The sequence below is a fragment of the Bartonella sp. CL63NXGY genome (genome assembly GCF_042194905.1).
Lineage (GTDB): Bacteria > Pseudomonadota > Alphaproteobacteria > Rhizobiales > Rhizobiaceae > Bartonella.
In genome coordinates this window covers 94430-114092 of the sequence record NZ_JBHINK010000002.1, presented here as the reverse complement: position 1 = coordinate 114092, position 19663 = coordinate 94430, and the positions used below count along the sequence as shown (strand labels likewise).

Here is a 19663-nt window from a genome sequence, read left to right as displayed (position 1 = left end):
TTTGCTCATATATTAAAATCTTGAAGAAAAGGATTATTTTGGCGCTCATAGCCTATGCTACTTTTAGGACCATGCCCACAAATAAAACAAACATTATCGCCTAAGGGTAAAACTTTTTCTCGAAGAGATTGTATCAATTTTTCATAGGAACAGAAGGGGAAGTCCGTACGTCCAATAGAACCACGAAAGAGAACATCACCCAAGAGGGCTAAGCGCTCTTTTTCATTGAAATAAATAACATGACCAAGGGAATGCCCTAGTGTATGCAAAACCCTAAACTCATGTCTAGCAAAATACACACACTCACCATCTTCTAACTATATCGAACAACGCACCATGATGCTTTCGGGTGTAAGCCATGATTTAAGAACCATTCTCACCCGTTTTAAACTTCAACTAGCGTTAGCAAATACTGACTTTGATATTAAGCCGCTTGAGCAAGATGTGAGCGACATGCAAAATATGTTAGAAAATGACCTTGCTTTTGCCCGTAGTGAAGGAAGTGAGTGTATTAAAACTTTTGATTTAAATGCTCTTATGCAAAAATTCTCTACCGATGCGCATCTTCACAAACGTCAATTTTCCTACACCATTGAAAGCCCTACACAAATACAAGTACGCCCACATGCCTTCACGCGTCTCATCAGCAATCTTGTATCAAAAGCATTTTGTCATGCTAATACTGTCAAACTAACAGCCATATCCCAACAAGAATCTTTCATCATAACTATTGATGATGATGGACTTGGGATTCATAAAAATATGCGCACAGAAGTCTTTAAGCCATTCTTTAAACTTGATAAAACACAAAATCAAGATGCGAGTAGAGCAGGACTCGGCCTTTCTATTGCTCAAGATATAGCACGTAGCCATGGAGGCAATATTCAATTGGATGATAGCCCTCTAGGGGGCTTACGCGCTATTATTGATGTCCCCCTTTAGCAATTTTTCTTGTTAAACCACGTTATAAAAAAATCCCTAAAACTATCAAAACACGCCAAAAATACTTCTAAAACCTAAACGAGCACAAAAAAATTAAAGAGAATGTTTCCCATATATAAAAAAAAGTTCCCGCAATATATTATCTTATACAGTTATAATCTGATATCGAACTCAATATTTAACCTCACAAGAGAGTAGTCAAACAGGACTGTATTCTATCACACAAATAAGATTTTATCTTAGCACCATAAGCCTATAATAAAAAACGATAACTTTTATTCATACACCTATTGTTTAATTCATATTGAATTAATTAATAAAAAAGTACTCATCAATAAAGAATTTATAACCAATAGTAAAAAATCTGCTGCTCTCAATACAAGCTGCTTAATTAACCTTAAGAATATTACATTAATTGAAATCAAAATTTTGTCATGATTTTATTTTACTGTACCGGCAATGTTTTAACTAAATGAATTTTTATTTTTTTGTCACAATAAAGTCCAAAATTGTTCAGGCTCTATTCAATTTGAAACGTGTAGGATGTGAAAAATACGAATTTACACAAGGAGCATCATTATGAAAAAACTCTTCAGATTAGCGGTATTATCAGCAATGTCTACTGCAACCGTTTTGATGCCATTAAATCCAACGCTTGCAGATATGGCATGGTATCATAGCTATGATATGAGGAGGGAGGCTGGTTTACCAGCTCACAATTTTAGCTCCCATTTTTCTCATAGTGAACATCGCTCTTTTGATAATCCCCACAAGCGTCATTATGTTAGCCATAAATGGGGAGCACAACAACACCATCATGTTGAACACAAGACATATCATTATGTCGAGCGCAAAAAGACAAAACACAGTAGTATTAATATAAATAACTCAGGAGAAGCTTTAGCAATAGGCATTCTTGCTCTTGCAGCAGGTGCACTTCTCGGCAAAATTTTAAAAAAACCAGAACAGCCACAAGTTGTTTATCAAACCGCACCACAGCATCAAATTGTATATCAACAGGTTCCACAAGAACAGATAATTTATGAAGCTCCGCAAACGGTGGAATATGAGCCAGTACAACAATCATGGGAGTCTGATTGGCTTAACTATTGCAAGAAAAAATACCGTTCTTTCAACCCTAAAACAGGAACTTTCCGAGACCGTAATGGTTTGGAACACGTTTGTTATGCCCCAATAAATTAACTTCTGTTCCGCCCTACTAAAAAGTCTTAAATGGCACAAAAAAACGCTTCAAAGCGTTTTTTTGTTTGCTCATATATTAAAATCTTGAAGAAAAGGATTATTTTGGCGCTCATAGCCTATGCTACTTTTGGGACCATGCCCACAAATAAAACAAACATCATCGCCTAAGGGTAAAACTTTTTCTCGAAGAGATTGCATCAATTTTTCATAGGAACAGAAGGGGAAGTCCGTACGTCCAATAGAACCACGAAAAAGAACATCACCCAAGAGGGCTAAGCGCTCTTTTTCATTGAAATAAATAACATGACCAGGGGAATGTCCTGGGGTGTGAAAAACCTTAAACACATGTCCAGCAAAATGAACACACTCACCATCTTCTAACCATTTGTCAGGAATACAGATGCAAGCATCAGTGATGCCATAATTTTTTGCGCTTTCGCTCACAGCATCCATCACAGGCTTATCATCGCGATGTGAACCGATAATTTTTACATTAAGCGCTTCTTTCGCTTGCATTGCTGCTCCTACATGATCAAAATGACCATGTGTTACCCAAATAGCCTCGACAATAACACCATTCTTTTCGATTACGTCTTGAATCCGCGGCCAATCACCACCAGGATCAACGAGAACCCCCGTTTTACATTCACTATCAAAAAGCAAAGTGCAATTTTGTTGGAATGTCGTAACGGGAATAATATGTATATTAAGACTACCCATAATATCCTTTTCAAAAGTAACTTTTTTAAATTTATAAATAAAACTTTCTCTCCTTTAAGGTAAAGGTGCTGCTCGACAGCTTTATACAACTTATGTAAACTTGTATTTTGTGTAAACTAAATTTTTATCAAGGTTTTTTTAAGAATGACCAATCACGTTCAAGTTTTGTGTGACGATGCCCCTCACCTTCTTGTGATTGATGACGATACTCGTATTCGCAATCTTTTATTTCAGTTTCTCATTAAAAATGGATTTCGTGTTTCAGTTTCAGCCAATGCGAATGAAGCAAGACGACTGTTGGCAAGTTTAGATTTTGATCTTCTTATTGTTGATGTCATGATGCCTGGTGAAAACGGTATTGATCTTACTCATTCACTCCGCCAAACAAAAGATGTTCCTATCTTGATGCTAACAGCTTTATCAGAAATAGACAATCGTATCCGTGGATTAGAAGCAGGGGCCGATGATTATCTGTCTAAGCCGTTTGACCCTCGTGAACTTCTCCTTCGCATCAACGCCATTTTACGACGTGGTTTTCCCCTTAGCCAACCTAAAATTGAGCAAATCGTTTTTGGTCCTTATATATTTTCAATTTCACGACGCGAACTCAAAAAAGGAGGAGAAATTATTAAATTAACAGATAAAGAACAAGAAATGATGGTCATGTTTGCCGAAAATGCAGGCGATACAATTCCGCGCCATAAATTCGCGACAGATGACAGCAATATAAGTGAACGTGCCATTGATGTGCAGATCAACCGCCTTCGTCGTAAGATCGAAAAAAACCCAGCACTGCCTATATGGCTCCAAACCGTGCGAGGAATAGGGTATAAACTCTCTATTGAATAGGCACAAGAATGATCAAACCTTTAAGATTTTTTCTTCGATGGTTAACGAAAAAAATGCCTAAACGGCTTTATGCTCGCTCTTTAATCATTATTATCGCTCCCATGGTGCTTCTGCAAACGGTCATTGCTTATGTCTTTATGGAACGCCATTGGCAAATGGTAACCGAGCGTCTTTCAACGGCTGTCGTGCATGATATTTCAGCCATTATTGATATTCTTGAAACATATCCCCAACAAGATAACTATGAAGATATCAAGCGTATTGCACAACAACGTATGGGATTAAATATTTCTATTCTATCTCCTACCTCCTTACCCCCTCCAGGACCTAAGCCATTTTTTGCAATTCTTGACTATTTTTTAAGTGAAGAAATCACCCGCCAAATTAACCGTCCCTTCTGGATCGATACCGTAGGAGATTCTGATCTTGTTGAAATCCGTATCCACCTTGGTCACAACATCTTACGCGTCTTTGCTCCACGCAGCCAAGCCTATGCTTCCAATACTGCTATTTTTTTAAGCTGGATGGTAGGAACAGCTCTTGTTTTATTGCTGATAGCAATTTACTTCTTGCGCAATCAAATCAAACCGATTCAACAATTGGCTGAAGCAGCAGAAAGCTTTGGACGCGGTCGTCCTTTACCAAAAGGATTTCAACCACAAGGAGCTGATGAAGTCCGTCGTGCAGGCATCGCTTTTTTACGCATGCGTGAACGTATTGAACGCCAAATTGAACAACGTACCATGATGCTCTCAGGAGTAAGTCATGATTTAAGAACCATTCTTACACGCTTTAAACTTCAGCTGGCATTAGTAAATACTGACTTTGATATTAAACCGCTTGAGCAAGATGTAAGTGACATGCAAAATATGTTAGAAGATTATCTTGCTTTTGCTCGTGGTGAAGGAAGTGAAAGTGTCAAGACTTTTGATTTAAATGCTCTTATGCAAAAATTCTCCACCGATGCTCGTCTTCACAAACGTCAATTTTCTTACACCATTGAAGGTCCTACAGAAATACAAGTACGTCCCCGTGCTTTCACACGCTTAGTCAGCAATCTTGTAACAAATGCATTTTGTTACGGCACGACTGTTAAACTAACCGCTAACTCTCAACAAGAATCTTTTATATTGATAATCGATGATAATGGACCTGGAATTCATGAAGATATGCGCACAGAAGTTTTTAAGCCATTCTTTCGACTTGATAAAGCGCGAAATCAAGATGCAAGTGGAACAGGACTTGGTCTTTCTATTGCTCAAGACATAGCACGCAGCCATGGTGGCAATATACAATTAGATGAGAGCCCACTCGGGGGAGTGCGCGCTATTCTTGATGTCCCCCTATGAGCAATATTTCCGCAAACCGTCTGTAAAAATAACAGACTGTATATTTTAGGCATTCCCTACAGTTTCAAACAAAGTGTACTGTAGTGCCTTGTAAGCACTTTCTCCCGACAAAGCAACCATCTGAAATGCAACATAATGGCTTTCACAGGCTTTAAGTGCATGTATCAACAATGTTTCAACCTGTATATGAGATGGATGCATCCCACCAGCCAAAAGAAGACCTTGTCGATAAATAACTGAATTATTCCTTTGCCAGTAATCAAAATGTCCCAACAACAACTTTTCATTAATTGCTAGCAATAAGCGCTGTATTTCAGCTGTTCGAGCATTTTTAGTAGAGAGATCAAACGAACAAGCTAAATGAAGTGCTTCATGCTCTTCCATCCATGAAAAAGCAAGACGATAGTTTGCGCGTTTTCCTTCCACACAAACGCTAATTTCATCTTGTGCATCCCGCTCAAACGACCAATCATATTCACAGGCAATCTGTTCGATAAAGTCAACAGGGTGCTCTTTTCTTTCTGTGGCGCAAAATGCAAGCCTCATCACAATCCTCAATCATCTTAAAACATTGTCAACAGAATATAAACCGTCTAAACTGTAACAATATTTTGCTACAATCAGAACCTTTACACCAAACAAATACACATAAAAACATCGACAGTACACAAACACCCAGAACACAATCGCGCTGTTTAGGGCAACCTGATAGTCATAAAACGAATCATCAAGTCTTTTCAGTGTATTGATACAATTTCATAGCGCCAGCCCCCCTGATTCAAAAAAATGTATTTTACCCAAAAAAAAATCAAAAATAAACAAATGCTCCGCTCTAACAGACTCAAGATTAAGCATTTTTTAGTTTCACGCATCACATTGAAAAATTGGGGATATTTTTTGAAGATTCTTTTTTTAAGAAACTATTTTACTTTTTTGTGTCTGCGTTTTTTTTAATCACCTTTCTTTAAATCATCAAGGCGCCTTTTCAAATCAGCATTATCAGCATGGATTTTCAGCACCATCTCCTTAAAAGTCTCAAACTCTTCGCGAGAAACAAGATCAAGCTTGTTTGCTATCTTTTCAGCCTGCACACGAAAAGCTGTTCCAGCTTCACGTCGTATGCCTTGCGCAACGTCAGCAGCATCCGTTGCTAATTTTGCTAATTCATCAAGAATACGATTTGATCCATTACGCATAACATTTTTCCTTAAATTTTAATTATTGACGCACGCATTATAGCGTATTCTCATAACATTTAGATACTGTAATTTGTTCCTTTTACTCTATATTTTACATACTATGTAGACTTTTCATAACGATTTTGTTTAAGATTTTTTAATATTCCTTTATCACCATATTTTTTTACCGCGATAAATCAGTGGAAATCTATCTCCCTTTCTGACTAGCCTCCCTACTGACTTGACCATTGTGCATTCATCTGTCATTTCTGACCATCAGAGTCACTTCATATTCATCTCGTATAATGTAAAATGCTTAACTCATGAACAATCTGTCTTGTCCAGCCATTGCTTTTCCGTCTTTCCTTGATCCTGTCATTATCCAGCTAGGTCCCATAGCACTTCATTGGTATGGACTTGGTTACGTACTGGGTATTCTTTTTGCTTGGTGGTATGCGCAAAAATTATTAAAAAAAACATCTCTATGGTATAGAGACCACCCTCCTATGGATAAAGAAAAGATCGGAGATTTTGTTGTCTGGTCTGCCATAAGTGTTGTTATCGGAGGGCGTTTAGGACAAGTTCTTGTATGGGATCCCATTTACTATTTTAACCATCCAAGTGCTATCATTGCCGTATGGGATGGGGGAATGTCCTTTCATGGCGGACTTATTGGTATTATCATTGCTATGATCTGGTTTGCCCGTAAAAATTATATTAACATACGAGCCATGTTTGATATCATTGCTGCAGGTGCTCCTATTGGTATCGGCATTGTACGAATCTGCAACTTCATCAACCAAGAGTTATGGGGCAATATCACTACACATCCTTGGGCTGTTTGTTTTCCTCTCGATCCTTACTATTTACCGCGCCATCCAAGCCAGCTTTACGAAGCATTTATGGAAGGATTTCTTCTCTTCATCATCTTGTGTCTTCTTATTTTTGGGTTCAAAGCATTAAAGCGTCCCGGTGCTGTATCAGGAACATTTATTATAGGCTACGCAGTAGCACGCAGCATTTCTGAAGTTTACCGTGCGCCTCAAGAAGATCCAGAATGGTTTTCGACACTTTTCCATTCTACTGGTTTTACCTATGGCATGGCTTTATCTCTTCCCATGCTTCTTTTAGGGGGGTATCTTCTTCTCCACGCCTTTAAATATAAATCGACAGAAAATGGCCAATCTAAAAGAAAAAATTAAAGAAATTATTGTCCTTAATGGACCAATCACTGTTAGCCAATATATGACGTTGGCACTTACAGATCCTCAGTTTGGTTATTATCAAACACAAACACCTTTTGGACGTGATGGTGATTTCATTACAGCACCTGAAATAAGCCAATTATTTGGAGAGATGATTGGCATTTGGACTCTTGCGAGCTGGAAAGCTCAAGGTTGTCCTCATCCTTTTATCCTCGCTGAGATAGGTCCAGGACGTGGAATTTTGATGGATGACATTTTGCGAACCATCCAAAAGCTTTCTACAAGAGCATTTAATGCTGCTGAAATTTTTCTGATCGAAATAAGCAAAAAACTTGCAAAAGAACAAAAAAAGCGCCTTTGCTCTTATCAAAAACAAATCCATAGCATTGAAAATTTTAATCAAATTCCTTCAAAACCTCTCTTCCTCATTGCTAATGAATTTCTCGATACACTCCCTATCAACCAATATATTAAAGTCAATGGAGAATGGAAAGAGCGCTGCATTACAGTCAATCAAAATGGAGATTTCATCTTTATTGCTGCCCCGCATAAACTTCCCTCTTCTTGTCTACAAACCTATTGTTCTAAAGTGCCTGACGGAACAATTTTTGAACATGCCCCTTTACGGCATCAATTCATGCAACAAATCAGCCACCATTTAGTGCAAGTGACAGGTTCTGCTTTACTTATCGACTATGGTGCTTGTGAGCTTGCCTTTGGCGATACCTTGCAAGCACTCTCAAAACATAAATTTCGTGATGTTTTTGATGCCCCTGGTGAACATGATTTAACATCCCATGTTGATTTTTCTTTTTTAAAAAACATAGCTCTTGAACAGGGCTGTTTTGCTGAAATCTTAGAGCAAGGAGAATTTCTTTTTAAAATGGGGCTACTGGAGCGCGCAAACCAGCTTGGAGTTGGCAAAAGTGCTCCTTTGCAAGACAAAATCCGCCAAGACATCGAACGGCTCGCTGGTCCAGATCAGATGGGAAAATTATTTAAAGTTTTACATTTCAGTGATAAAAACATCTCCATACCTCCTCAATTTTGATGATCGGCGCTTTTGTCAATAAGCACATCAGTATCTGAAATATTCATTGACAAATATGAACATCTCCATCCTCATTTCAAATAATCTCCATAAGGAACTTTTATGAAATCTATCCCTCATCCCATTCTTGCAAAAAATCTTTCTACTTTACACACCCATGGGATAAAACATGGATTTTTTACACGTCAAGGTGGTGTTTCAAAAAATCTTTATCATAGTCTTAATGTTGGGAAAGGTTCAAATGATCAGCTTGAATATATTGTACAGAATCGTCTTTTGATCGCCAATTATTTTTCTATTGAGGCGCAAAATTTAGTCACAGTCAATCAAATACACTCCTGTAACGTTGTCGTAGCTCATCAAGCAACTATCGGTGCACCTCCTCAAGCTGATGCTTTGGTTACGACCACCCCAGAACTCGTTATTGGGGTTCTTACAGCAGATTGCGGACCCATTCTGTTTGCTGATCCACAAGCTGAAGTCATCGCTGCAACTCATGCTGGCTGGCGTGGAAGCTTAAATGGAATTATCGAGAAAACAATTGCTGTTATGGAAACACAAGGAGCCAAAAGACAATCAATAACAGCAGTCCTTGGACCTTGTATTGGCCCTTATCACTACGAAGTAACAAATGAATTTTACGACCAATTTATTGATTACCACAGCAAATACCAAAAATATTTTTTAAAAACAGACAAAATAAATCGCTTTTATTTTAATCTATGGGCATTTATTATAAACCAACTCAAAGAAGCAGGCGTTAATGCTTCTTGTGTAGAGCTTTGTACCTATCAAGATGAACAGCGTTTTTTCTCCTATCGCCGTGCAATACACCGCAACGAACCCGATTACGGACGGCAAATTTCTGCTATTATGCTGAAAAACAAAAGATGAGCCCCTTTTATACTTGAGAACAATACCAAAACTGCAAAACTAAACTTTTTACCCAAATGTAAAAATAAATCCCATTGGACTTTGCTTTTTTCACAAAATTATCTACCAGCACATAAAATATGATAGCCTTCGCTGTGATCATTTTCAATGTTTGGTTATAATAATTGAAGGCAAGATGATACTTCTTTTTATTACTCCCCTTCATTCATCTTAAATATGAAACATTCCCCATATTGAAAGCATTTTTATAAAGTAATAACCAAAAAGATTAATCAATATGTATTTCTTTGCCGCATGGAGAAAAAACTTTGCTCTAAAAGTAACAAACTTTTGGAAAAAGAGAAAACATACTGCATAGCTCTTTAATAATAATCGATAAAATTGTAAGGCTTTTGTAATTGTTCTCTTGCAATTTAATAAAAAGAAATTAAAAACCGTGTCGCATTCTCACCATGATGATTCAGAGGTTCTACTATGAAACTTTTCTGCGGAAATTCTAATCCACGCCTAGCTGAAGATGTTGCAAATTATTTGAACATCCCCTTAGGCAAAGCAACTGTAAAGCGCTTTGCTGATCAAGAAATTTTCGTAGAACTGCATGAAAATGTACGTGGCCAAGATGTTTTTGTTTTGCAATCTACATCCTATCCCGCAAATGATCATTTGATGGAATTGCTCATCATGATTGATGCCCTTCGTCGTTCTTCTGCACGTCGTATTACAGCTGTTATCCCCTATTTTGGCTATGCCCGCCAAGATAGAAAACCAGGACCACGGACTCCTATTTCTGCAAAACTTGTTGCCAACCTAATTACGGAAGCAGGGGCCCATCGTGTTTTAACATTGGACCTTCATGCAGGACAAATTCAAGGTTTTTTTGATATCCCTACAGATAATCTCTATGCTGTTCCTGTCATTTCTCGCGATGTCAAAGTGCATTATTCTCTTGAAAATGTTATCGTTGTTTCACCTGATGTGGGTGGTGTGGTTCGCGCGCGCGCGCTCGCCAAGCGCTTGAACAGTTTGCTCGCTATTGTGGATAAACGTCGCGAAAGCCCCGGTGAATCAGAAGTTATGAATATCATTGGAGATGTATCGGGAAAAGATTGCCTTTTGCTTGATGATATTGTTGATTCAGGTGGAACTTTATGCAATGCAGCAAGTGCTCTGCTTAAACATGGTGCCAATAGTGTCACGGCTTATATCACGCACGGTGTTCTTTCTGGTAATGCAATCGAACGAATTGCCAATTCAGAGATGAAAGAATTGGTTATTACAGATTCAATTATGCCAACACAAGCTATTGAGAAAACCCATAATATTCGTGTTTTGCCCATTGCCGACCTTATTGGAGAAGCAATAGCAAGGACAGCAGCAGAACAATCGGTTTCCAGCTTATTTGGTTAAAGTGGTTCCTTGGGGTCTCCCGGTGCTGTTTCAACACCAAGATCAGGAAATGCAACAATACGTTGACCACTAAAATGCGTATGAATAACAATAAGTCCACGCTCTTCAAAGTAGGTTAAAAGTCGGCGTGCACGGCTTAAAGAATGAGTTCCATAAAGACGTGCTAAAAATGCATCAGATGGACATGGCTTTCCCCCTAATGCGGCCTGTGCCACATTCAAGAAGACTCCTTGAACATCTTCTTCCAAACTTTCTGATATCTGCAAAATATGTTTCCAATGTTCACTGACAGCCGTTTGTTCATCAACAAAAGCCTGAGCAATAGCCAATTTACGCCGAAATTGTGAAAGATTAAAAGGAACCTTTGACATACCATGGATACGGCAACGAACTGAAAAATCTTGATAAAGCACCGCTGTTGAACGATAAAAAGCCTCAGAATCCTCAAGAATTTCCCGAATAATATGTTCTGCTTGGCCGTCACGCTCAACATCAGAAAGTTCAGGAAATAAACTCAGGTTTTCTTCCAACAGCTCTTGTTTTTTATGCACTACCTCCTCTAACATCTCGTGCATTGATTTTTCCCTCATCGGCTCTCGTGTTTGTTTAAATGGCGTTAAAATTTCCTCTGGTGAAGCAGTAAAAACGAGCTCTTGCACATCATCCCGCTCTGTTGGAAGTGGCATTAATTTAGGACTAGAAGAGCGTGCCAAAGTTTCAACAGAACCGATAATGATTGGTAAGGGACGTCGTGATAAAGCAGGGCCTAAAGCTATAAAATTTCCCCGTTCAAGATCTCTAAACATTTCCGCTTGGCGACGCTCCATTCCCAAAAGATCAGCAGCGCGCACCATATCAATATCTAAAAAAGTCCGCCCTATTAAAAAGTTTGAAGCTTCAGCAGCAACATTTTTGGCAAGCTTAGCCAAACGTTGTGTCGCAATAACACCAGCAAGACCACGTTTACGTCCTCGACACATAAGATTGGTCATAGCGCTCAAAGAAATTTTACGCGCTTCATCAGAAACTTCTCCTGCTGCAGTTGGAGCAAACAATTGTGCTTCATCGACAACGACAAGCATAGGATACCAATAATCACGTTCCACATCAAAAAGTGCCCCAAGGAAAGCCCCTACAGCACGCATCTGTTGTTCAGTATCCAAGCCTTCAAGATTAAATACCACTGAAACTCGATGTTGTCGAATGCGATGGGCAATACGAGTCAACTCTAATTCACTACGTTGAGCCTCTACAATAACATGACCAAATTTATCTGCCAAAGTTACAAAATCGCCTTCTGGATCAATTACACAATGCTGCACCCACTTAGCACTTTGCTCCAAAAGACGGCGTAAAAGATGTGATTTCCCTGAACCGGAATTACCTTGTACAAGAAGACGTGTCGCCAATAATTCTTCTAAGTCAAGAAGTGCTGGCATCGATTTATGCAAAGCACGATTCTCTGACATCTCACCCAAGGCAATCTCAACCTTCATAACATCTCCAGTGTTTGATTTTGAACATATCAGTGCCAGCACATATTGGTTGATTCTCCATCCACACCGCAATTTGTAACATTTCCTCCTTTTTAACGGTAGAAATCATCGATTTTTCCCACAACTCTTGCATCTATGAATAGTTTGAACTATAGAACAAACTTCTGCGTAGACACCCTTGGAGGCAACGTAGAATGGAGTGATCGCTGTTGGTTAGCGCATATCTTCATATCCATGCAAAAACTATTACTGTTTTTGAAGGATCTCCAATCATGTAAAAAGGACTTAAATTATGAGTAAAAGCTACACTCTTAAGGCCGAAAAACGCGAGCGGGTTGGTAAGGGGTCCTCCCGTGAACTTCGCCGCAACGGTCTTATTCCTGCTGTCATTTATGGTGAAAAACAACCACCCTTGGCAATAACAGTTCCCTATAAAGAAATTTTCTACAAAATTCATGCCGGTGGCTTTCGTACCACCATTGCAACGATTATTCTTGACAAGCAAAAAATTATGGTTTTGCCAAAAGATTATCAATTAGATCCCGTGCGTGACTTTCCCCTCCATGTAGACTTTTTACGCATTTCAGCAAAATCTGTTGTAGAAGTGAATATTCCTGTCCACTTCCTCAATGAAGATACGGCACCTGGACTTAAAAAGGGTGGTGTCCTCAATATTGTTCGGCACGAAATTGAATGTACAGCTCCAGCAAGTGCTATTCCTGAAGCTATTGAAATTGATCTCTCCAGCTACTCTATTGGTGATTCTATTCACATTTCAGCAGTGCAACTGCCAAAAGATGTGACTCCCATCATCCAAGATCGAGACTTTACCATTGCAACTATTGCAACTCCTGCTGGCATGGATGTCAGCGATGAAACTTCTGAGCAAGAAAATGATGAAGAAAACACGGAAACTTCATAAAACTCAAAAGGCGGGAATTTTTTCCGCCTTAATTTATGAGGCATTACCCTTACTCATACTTTGACTGAAGATACACATGTGGCTTATTGCTGGTCTTGGCAATCCTGGTTTACAATATCAAAATAACCGCCATAATATCGGTTTTATGGCTGTTGATGCCATTTATCAGTCCTTCTCTTTTTCTCCATGGTCAAAGAAGTTTCAAGCAGAAATCTCCAATGGTTTCATAAGTAATGAGAAAATTTTTCTTATAAAACCACAAACTTTCATGAATCTTTCTGGTCAAGCTATTGGCGAAGCTTTGCGATTTTATAAATTAGATTTGAAGAATTTGATCATCATTTATGATGAGTTAGACCTGTCACCGGGAAAAGTTCGTATAAAAATTGGTGGAGGAAATAATGGGCATAATGGCATTAAGTCTATTGATGCCCATTGTGGTACTGACTATTGTCGTATACGCATAGGAATTGGTCATCCTGGAAGCAAAGAACTTGTTCATCAGCATGTTCTGGGAAATTTCACCAAATCTGATCAAGAATGGTTATCCCCTCTCTTAGAGGCAATTGCAAAAAATATTGCTCTCCTTATAAAAGATGAGAAATCCCTCTTTATGAATGAAGTTTCACAAACGATAAAAAACAATCAAAACCATTGGCTTGAGTGTCCCAGTCGCGTGAAGAATATGGATAAGAACTCTTAAAAAAAATCCTCTTATAAACTTTCTCAAAGGAAAAATCTGTTGGCAACGTGAGAAGCTAAAAAATAGAATCAGAATACAAGCTTGTATGCACTTTTGAAAAAGAAAGGCTTATTTTCTCTTTTAAGAAAAAGAGAAGATTGAACAGAAAACCAAAACACTTAAACAGCTCTCTCCAATCTTCTCCCCAAAATTAAAAAAATTCATTTGGCTGAATGGTCGACTGTAGCGGATCATAGCCATTTGATTGTTGACTATAAACTGTAGGAATACTCCTATTGTTTTGCAATACCACAACACGCGAACCAACGGGAACACGATCATAAAGATCGATAATATCTTGATTAAGCAAACGAATGCACCCACTTGAAATAGCACGCCCAATTGACCACGATTCGTGTGAACCATGAATACGGAAAAGTGTATCTTTCCCATTTTTGAACAAATAAAGTGCCCGCGCACCTAATGGATTATCGGGTCCTGGTGGCATTCCTTTCCCAAGATGTCCATAACGTTCTGGTTCTCGAGCCATCATAGCTGCAGTAGGAGCCCAATTTGGCCACCGACGCTTGCGCTGTATAACCCCCTCACCTTCAAATGCTAAACCTTCCTTACCGACCCCAATCCCATAACGCAAAGCTTTTCCATTTTCACCAATAAGGTAAAGAAAACACTCTTGCGTATCTACAACCAATGTTCCAGCTGGATAAGATGTATAATAAATCACTTCTTGTCGCCAATATTTTGGATCAATTGTCGCAAGATCAACAGCAGGTAACGAATAAGTCTCATTCGTTACAGGACCATACAAAGCCTGTATTTCTGGTGGAATGTATCGAACTTGTTGAAAAGAAACCGATGACATATCTGACTGATGTGTAGCACATCCAGCCAAAGCCAAAAGTGCTGCAATTAAAAAGGCACAACGAGATAACACTCTTCTATTTTCTCCGATTAATTATTTATGCAGATTTGCATACCATGAAAAACTTAGCACAATATTAACATTAATTCGAAGTTTTCTTATCCTTGAAACTAAGGAGAGAATTAAGATAAGAAGAACTAAGGTAAAAAAAGCAGATACCTGCTACTTTATACTTTTTTCTCACTTATCGCAAGGCAAGGACTATAACTCTTATGAAAATATGCTATAAAAAAGAAGCTTTATCTTGACTATAAAATCAAACGAAAAGAAAGACTCTCATGGGCTTTAAATGCGGTATTGTCGGATTACCTAATGTTGGGAAATCAACTCTTTTTAATGCATTAACAAAAACAGCCACTGCACAGGCTGCCAATTATCCTTTCTGTACCATTGAACCCAATACCGGTGAAGTTGCTGTTCCAGATTTACGAATGGAAAAAATTGCATCAATCGCTGGTTCAAAAGAAATGATTCCTACACGCATTAACTTCGTCGATATTGCGGGGCTTGTGCGAGGAGCTTCAAAAGGCGAAGGTTTAGGAAACAAATTTTTAGCCAATATTCGCGAAGTCGATGCCATTGTCCACGTTTTACGCTGTTTTCAAAATGAAGATATTACCCATGTAGAGGGACGTATTGATCCTGTTAGTGATGCAACAACGGTTGAAACCGAACTCATGCTTGCGGATCTTGAAAGTCTTGAGAGACGAATCATACAAATTCGTAAACGAGCAACCGGAAAAGACAAAGAAGCTCTCACAATTTTGCCTATTATGGAAAAAGCATTAAACATACTGCAACAGGGAAACCCTGTCCGGTTATTACTCAAAGATATCTCTTCCGATGAACACCACATTCTTAAAAGCTTGAATCTTTTAACCTCCAAGCCTGTACTTTATGTTTGTAATGTAAGCGAAAATGACGCCGCTCATGGAAATAGCTTTACCCAAACAGTTGAAAAAATGGCAACAGAGCAAAATGCACAAAGCATTATCATTTCTGCTTCTATCGAAGCGGAAATCACACAACTGAGTGATGCTGAAGCATCAGAATATCTCAATGCTTTAGGACTCTTTGAACCGAGTCTCAATCGCCTCATTCGCGCTGGTTACCATTTACTTGATCTCATTACTTACTTCACCTGTGGGCCTAAGGAAACACGAGCATGGACAATTACGCGTGGTACAAAAGCTCCCCAAGCAGCTGGCGTTATTCACTCAGATTTTGAGCGCGGTTTCATTCGTGCCCAAACCATCAGCTACAATGACTATATTGCTCTGGGTGGAGAAAGCGGTGCAAAAGAAGCAGGAAAAACCCGCGATGAAGGAAAAGAATACATTGTGCAAGATGGCGATATCATGTTATTTAAACATAATACTTAAATCTTCACTCTGTCTTAATAGTTTATCTTGAAAACTTTGGTAATAGCTCCCTGGAATCTTGTCGCAAAAGCTCTCAAGTGTTTTTAGAACAAAAAGACTGTTGCTAGCATATGATTATGATAGCAACAGTTCTATCCATTAAAGAATGAAAATATAAAATTAGCGTGTCCAACGCCCTTCGTATTTAAATGTTGGAGCGTCCTTTAAAGAATCTTTTGTCGCATTTGTAATGAGTTTCCATTTACCATAATCATTTGTCATCTGGATTGTTTCTGGAGAAACGACCACATAACTCTCGCCTATGCCAAGAAAACCACCAACAGCAATAACAAATCCTGCAATATTATTTTCACGTAAAATAATATCTTTTACTTCACCAATATTTTCATCTTCTATATTATATACATTGGCGCCTATAAGACTGGAAGCTACAAAATCCGTTGCTAAAGGTGTCACATAACGCACAGACTTATCTATCCCCACCTGTACAATACCCGTCGAAGAGATCATTTCAGGTTTTGAAGGCACTTCAAAAGACTGAGCATAAGTACTAGAAACCATCAAAATTGACATAAGAGTAGTACATGCAATTTTTTTCATTTTAACATCTCCATTTTTACTTTGCTTTTACTTTATAAAACCTCAATGCATCATAAAAAGATTTGTTCCTTATGCTCTTTATACTCTATACTCTTTCGAGTCTTGTCGCTTTACCCTTTTCTCTTTATTTCGTCTTTTATTTCTTTCTCTAACTCTTTTTCTAAACCACACCAAATACGATTTTTTAAAATATAAACAAGCCCTGCAAAAATGATTAAAAATAAAATAACACGAAAACCGGTTTTTTTACGAATTTCCATATGAGGATCGGCAGCCCACATCAAAAAAGCAGAAACATCGCGCGCATAATGTTCAATGATTTCTGGAGTTCCATCTTCATAAGCAACCATACCATCACTCAAAGGAGGAGCCATCGTTAAAGAATTACCGGCAATAAAATAAGGATTATACCAATAACCATTCGCAATTTTTATCTCCTTCGGTGCCTTCTGATATCCTGTTAAAAGAGCTGTAATATAATCTGGACCAGCTGTATCATAATGAGTTAATACATCAGTAATTAAAGCAGGAAACGGCAAAGATACCCCACGTGCACGTGCCATCAATGACAAATCTGGAGGATAAGCACTATTCAAAATAAATCTTTCTTCTTCTTCATGTGAAAAGGGAGAAGGAAAATAATCCGTTGCAACCCCAGCACGTTTAAAAAATTTTCCTTCTCGATTAGGGCCATCGCGCACTTCATATTGCCCCGCCAAAGCTTTAATCTGTTCTTGATCATACCCTAGAGCTTTTAAATTGCGAAACGCCACATATTTTAGCCCATGGCAGCTGGAACAAACTTGTTTATAAACCTTTAATCCGCGCCTCAATTGCGCCTTATCATAAAGCCCAAATGGACCTGAAAAACTCCATTCTTGTTTTTTAGGAACTTGTAAAGGAAAAGAAATAAATCCCTCTTCCTGATCAGAGTCATCACTCGCTAAACTCTGAGCAGAAAAGCTCATAGCAACAATAAAAATCAGTCCGACAAAAACATTTACCATAGTCTCTTTTTCTGTTTTAAATCTTGCATAATTGAAGAAGGAAGAGAACAATTTTTTTCAAATGCTGGCAAAATCGGCAAAATAACCAAAAAAAATATAAAATAATAAACAGTAGCCAATTGTGTCCATAAAAGAATTTTATCACTTATTTCTCTTGACCCCAACCAACCAAGAAAAACGACATCAATAACCAACGCCCAAAAGAAAATTTTATAAACAGGTCGATATCTTGCTGAACATATTTTAGAACGGTCTAACCATGGCACAAAAATTAAAATGCAAATCGAACTGACGAATAAAACAAAGCCAACAAAGTTTGAAGAGAAAATACCAATATCAAAAGTTATAGCACGAAGCATCGCATAAAAAGGCAAAAAATACCATTCTGGAACCACACGAAGAGGTACCTTTAAAGGATCTGCCACACTATAATTTTCAGCCTGCCCCATATAATCGGGCATATAAAACAAAAACCAGGCAAAGAAGATCAGAAAAACAGTAATAGCAAAAATATCTTTGATAAGCGCATAAGGCGAAAATGGAACTGTTTCCTTATCTGATTGTATAGCAAGACCCGTTGGATTACCTTGCCCAACACAATGGATTGCCCAAATATGCAGCCCCACAAAAAGAAGCAAAACAAATGATAAAACATAATGGAAAACATAAAAACGATTCAACGTTGGTTGTCCTACGACATAACCACCCAGAAGTGTCTCATGCAACCATGTCCCCACCAAAGGTATCGTTTTAAAAAGCCCTGCAATCACTGAAGCCGCTGAAATAGACATCATCCCCCAAACAAGCACATAACCAAAAAATGCTATTGCCATCATGATGATATAAATAAAAATACCTGTAACCCATACCATTTCTCGCATGTTTTTATAAGAACCATAATAAAGTCCACGTGCCAAATGGATATAAACAGCAATAAAAAAAAACGAAGAGCCTACACAATGCCATGGACGAAAAAGCCAACCAAACTGCCCTTCACGCCGAAATCGTTCACTAGTTTCAAAAGCCAAATGAATATCTGGAACATAATGCATAGCCAAGACAATACCAGTCAAGAGCTGTGATAAAAGCATAATGGTCAAAATACCGCCAAATGTGTAAAAGTAATTAAGATTACGTGGAACAGGAAAAGTCACAAATGTATTATAAAAAAAACGAGGAAGAGGAAAACGCTTATCAAACCAACGAGCAAGAGCATTTTTAGGACAATAAGGAGGAAACCTTGTCATAACCTTATCCTATTTTGAGCAAAGTGTCAGAAAGAAATTGGTAAGGTGGAATAACCAAATTATAGTTAGCTGGGCCTGACCGCACTCTTCCAGCGGTATCATAAACAGACCCATGACAGGGACACAACCATCCTCCAAATTTACCCGATTGCCCAAGTGTTACACAGCCTAGATGCGTACAAAGATTAATAACAATCAGCCAATTTTCACGTCCTTTACCTGCTGAACGCGCAAAATCTGTTGCTTCTTTTTCACCTTCAAGATTAGGATTGCGCGCTTGACGATCTTTTAGAAGTCTCAATTCAGTAGCGCGCGCATCAGCAATTTCTTTTGCCGTACGATTTCGAATAACAACAGGCTGTCCTCGCCACTTTACCGTTACCGACATCCCCTCTTCAATACCAGAAAGATCAACCTCAACAGAGGAAGATGCCAAAACAGCTTCATCTGGACGCAACTGACGGATAAAAGGCCACGCAACCGCTCCCATTCCAACTGCTCCTGCAACAGTTGTTACCAAAAACAGAAAATCCCGCCTCGTTTGCTCACCCATGGACTTAACTTAAAGAGACACTTTGCTAAAACA

The 19663-nt window shown here is 38.5% G+C and carries 19 protein-coding genes and 2 pseudogenes; 11 read left to right on the top strand and 10 right to left on the bottom strand.

Features of this window, described 5'->3' with window-relative positions; translation table 11 throughout:
* Nucleotides 1-5: 5 nt before the first annotated feature.
* A pseudogene (locus ACFIK0_RS01625) lies at nt 6-317 on the bottom strand (MBL fold metallo-hydrolase); the annotation flags it as partial.
* Nucleotides 318-321: 4 nt separating this feature from the next.
* Here ACFIK0_RS01625 and ACFIK0_RS01620 point away from each other — a divergent pair.
* Together ACFIK0_RS01620 and ACFIK0_RS01615 are read left to right on the top strand one after the other, a co-directional pair.
* Nucleotides 322-942 (top strand): annotated as a pseudogene (locus tag ACFIK0_RS01620) (sensor histidine kinase); the annotation flags it as partial.
* Nucleotides 943-1521: 579 nt separating this feature from the next.
* Nucleotides 1522-2145: a BA14K family protein gene (locus tag ACFIK0_RS01615; RefSeq protein WP_375630826.1), complete on the top strand. Its 624-nt coding sequence runs from the start codon at nt 1522-1524 to the stop codon at nt 2143-2145.
* 69 nt (nt 2146-2214) lie between these two features.
* Here the strand turns inward: ACFIK0_RS01615 and ACFIK0_RS01610 are convergent, their stop codons facing one another.
* Nucleotides 2215-2865 (bottom strand): MBL fold metallo-hydrolase, encoded by a 651-nt coding sequence (locus tag ACFIK0_RS01610; protein WP_273791225.1) that lies wholly within the window; start codon nt 2863-2865, stop codon nt 2215-2217.
* A gap of 144 nt (nt 2866-3009) precedes the next feature.
* Here ACFIK0_RS01610 and ACFIK0_RS01605 point away from each other — a divergent pair, with 144 nt between their 5' ends.
* Nucleotides 3010-3714 (top strand): response regulator, encoded by a 705-nt coding sequence (locus ACFIK0_RS01605; protein ID WP_375663387.1) that lies wholly within the window; start codon nt 3010-3012, stop codon nt 3712-3714.
* Nucleotides 3715-3722: 8 nt separating this feature from the next.
* Nucleotides 3723-5063, top strand: coding sequence for an ATP-binding protein (locus ACFIK0_RS01600; protein WP_273791227.1), 1341 nt, complete (start codon nt 3723-3725; stop codon nt 5061-5063).
* A 45-nt stretch (nt 5064-5108) separates the two neighbouring features.
* Here the strand turns inward: ACFIK0_RS01600 and ACFIK0_RS01595 are convergent, their stop codons facing one another.
* Together ACFIK0_RS01595 and ACFIK0_RS01590 are read right to left on the bottom strand one after the other, a co-directional pair.
* A complete protein-coding gene (locus tag ACFIK0_RS01595; RefSeq protein WP_375629408.1) occupies nt 5109-5609 on the bottom strand; it encodes a YbjN domain-containing protein in 501 nt (166 codons plus the stop codon).
* 404 nt (nt 5610-6013) lie between these two features.
* Nucleotides 6014-6259, bottom strand: coding sequence for an accessory factor UbiK family protein (locus tag ACFIK0_RS01590; RefSeq protein WP_375630830.1), 246 nt, complete (start codon nt 6257-6259; stop codon nt 6014-6016).
* A gap of 305 nt (nt 6260-6564) precedes the next feature.
* Between ACFIK0_RS01590 and lgt the strand changes: the two genes are divergently transcribed.
* The 4 genes from lgt to ACFIK0_RS01570 all read left to right on the top strand — a co-directional run bounded on the left by lgt (nt 6565) and on the right by ACFIK0_RS01570 (nt 10798).
* Nucleotides 6565-7443 (top strand): prolipoprotein diacylglyceryl transferase, encoded by an 879-nt coding sequence (gene lgt, locus ACFIK0_RS01585; protein WP_273791229.1) that lies wholly within the window; start codon nt 6565-6567, stop codon nt 7441-7443.
* A complete protein-coding gene (locus tag ACFIK0_RS01580; protein WP_375643121.1) occupies nt 7418-8497 on the top strand; it encodes a class I SAM-dependent methyltransferase in 1080 nt (359 codons plus the stop codon). Before lgt ends, ACFIK0_RS01580 begins: the two co-directional genes overlap by 26 nt.
* A gap of 102 nt (nt 8498-8599) precedes the next feature.
* Nucleotides 8600-9391, top strand: a complete 792-nt coding sequence (gene pgeF, locus ACFIK0_RS01575) for a peptidoglycan editing factor PgeF (RefSeq protein ID WP_375643122.1) — start codon at nt 8600-8602, stop codon at nt 9389-9391.
* 474 nt (nt 9392-9865) lie between these two features.
* Nucleotides 9866-10798 (top strand): ribose-phosphate pyrophosphokinase, encoded by a 933-nt coding sequence (locus ACFIK0_RS01570; RefSeq protein ID WP_273791232.1) that lies wholly within the window; start codon nt 9866-9868, stop codon nt 10796-10798.
* On the opposite strand, the gene ACFIK0_RS01565 is transcribed toward ACFIK0_RS01570, so the two are convergent.
* Nucleotides 10795-12294: an ATP-binding protein gene (locus ACFIK0_RS01565; RefSeq protein ID WP_273791233.1), complete on the bottom strand. Its 1500-nt coding sequence runs from the start codon at nt 12292-12294 to the stop codon at nt 10795-10797. The two genes, ACFIK0_RS01570 and ACFIK0_RS01565, sit on opposite strands and share 4 nt — an antisense overlap.
* Before the next feature lie 292 nt (nt 12295-12586).
* Between ACFIK0_RS01565 and ACFIK0_RS01560 the strand changes: the two genes are divergently transcribed.
* The gene (locus tag ACFIK0_RS01560; RefSeq protein WP_375630835.1) at nt 12587-13216 is read left to right on the top strand and encodes a 50S ribosomal protein L25/general stress protein Ctc; all 630 of its coding nucleotides are present in this window, start codon (nt 12587-12589) and stop codon (nt 13214-13216) included.
* A gap of 76 nt (nt 13217-13292) precedes the next feature.
* Complete coding sequence (gene pth, locus ACFIK0_RS01555; protein WP_375630837.1) at nt 13293-13919, top strand: aminoacyl-tRNA hydrolase; 627 nt, start codon at nt 13293-13295, stop codon at nt 13917-13919.
* A gap of 190 nt (nt 13920-14109) precedes the next feature.
* Here pth and ACFIK0_RS01550 read toward each other — a convergent pair whose 3' ends face one another.
* Nucleotides 14110-14853: a L,D-transpeptidase gene (locus tag ACFIK0_RS01550; protein ID WP_273791236.1), complete on the bottom strand. Its 744-nt coding sequence runs from the start codon at nt 14851-14853 to the stop codon at nt 14110-14112.
* Between the two features lie 266 nt (nt 14854-15119).
* On the opposite strand from ACFIK0_RS01550, the gene ychF reads away from it, so the two are divergent.
* Nucleotides 15120-16223 carry a redox-regulated ATPase YchF gene (gene ychF / locus ACFIK0_RS01545; RefSeq protein WP_375663386.1) on the top strand — a complete coding sequence of 368 codons (1104 nt, stop codon included), beginning with the start codon at nt 15120-15122 and terminating at the stop codon, nt 16221-16223.
* A 159-nt stretch (nt 16224-16382) separates the two neighbouring features.
* On the opposite strand, the gene ACFIK0_RS01540 is transcribed toward ychF, so the two are convergent.
* The 4 genes from ACFIK0_RS01540 to petA form a co-directional block, all read right to left on the bottom strand.
* Nucleotides 16383-16823, bottom strand: coding sequence for a PRC-barrel domain-containing protein (locus tag ACFIK0_RS01540; protein WP_273791238.1), 441 nt, complete (start codon nt 16821-16823; stop codon nt 16383-16385).
* 110 nt (nt 16824-16933) lie between these two features.
* Nucleotides 16934-17830, bottom strand: coding sequence for a cytochrome c1 (locus ACFIK0_RS01535; RefSeq protein WP_273791239.1), 897 nt, complete (start codon nt 17828-17830; stop codon nt 16934-16936).
* Entirely contained in the window at nt 17824-19077 is a 1254-nt protein-coding gene (locus ACFIK0_RS01530) for a cytochrome bc complex cytochrome b subunit (protein WP_375663385.1), read from the bottom strand. Before ACFIK0_RS01530 ends, ACFIK0_RS01535 begins: the two co-directional genes overlap by 7 nt.
* Nucleotides 19078-19081: 4 nt before the next feature.
* Complete coding sequence (gene petA, locus ACFIK0_RS01525; protein WP_375663384.1) at nt 19082-19630, bottom strand: ubiquinol-cytochrome c reductase iron-sulfur subunit; 549 nt, start codon at nt 19628-19630, stop codon at nt 19082-19084.
* Nucleotides 19631-19663 lie beyond the last annotated feature (33 nt).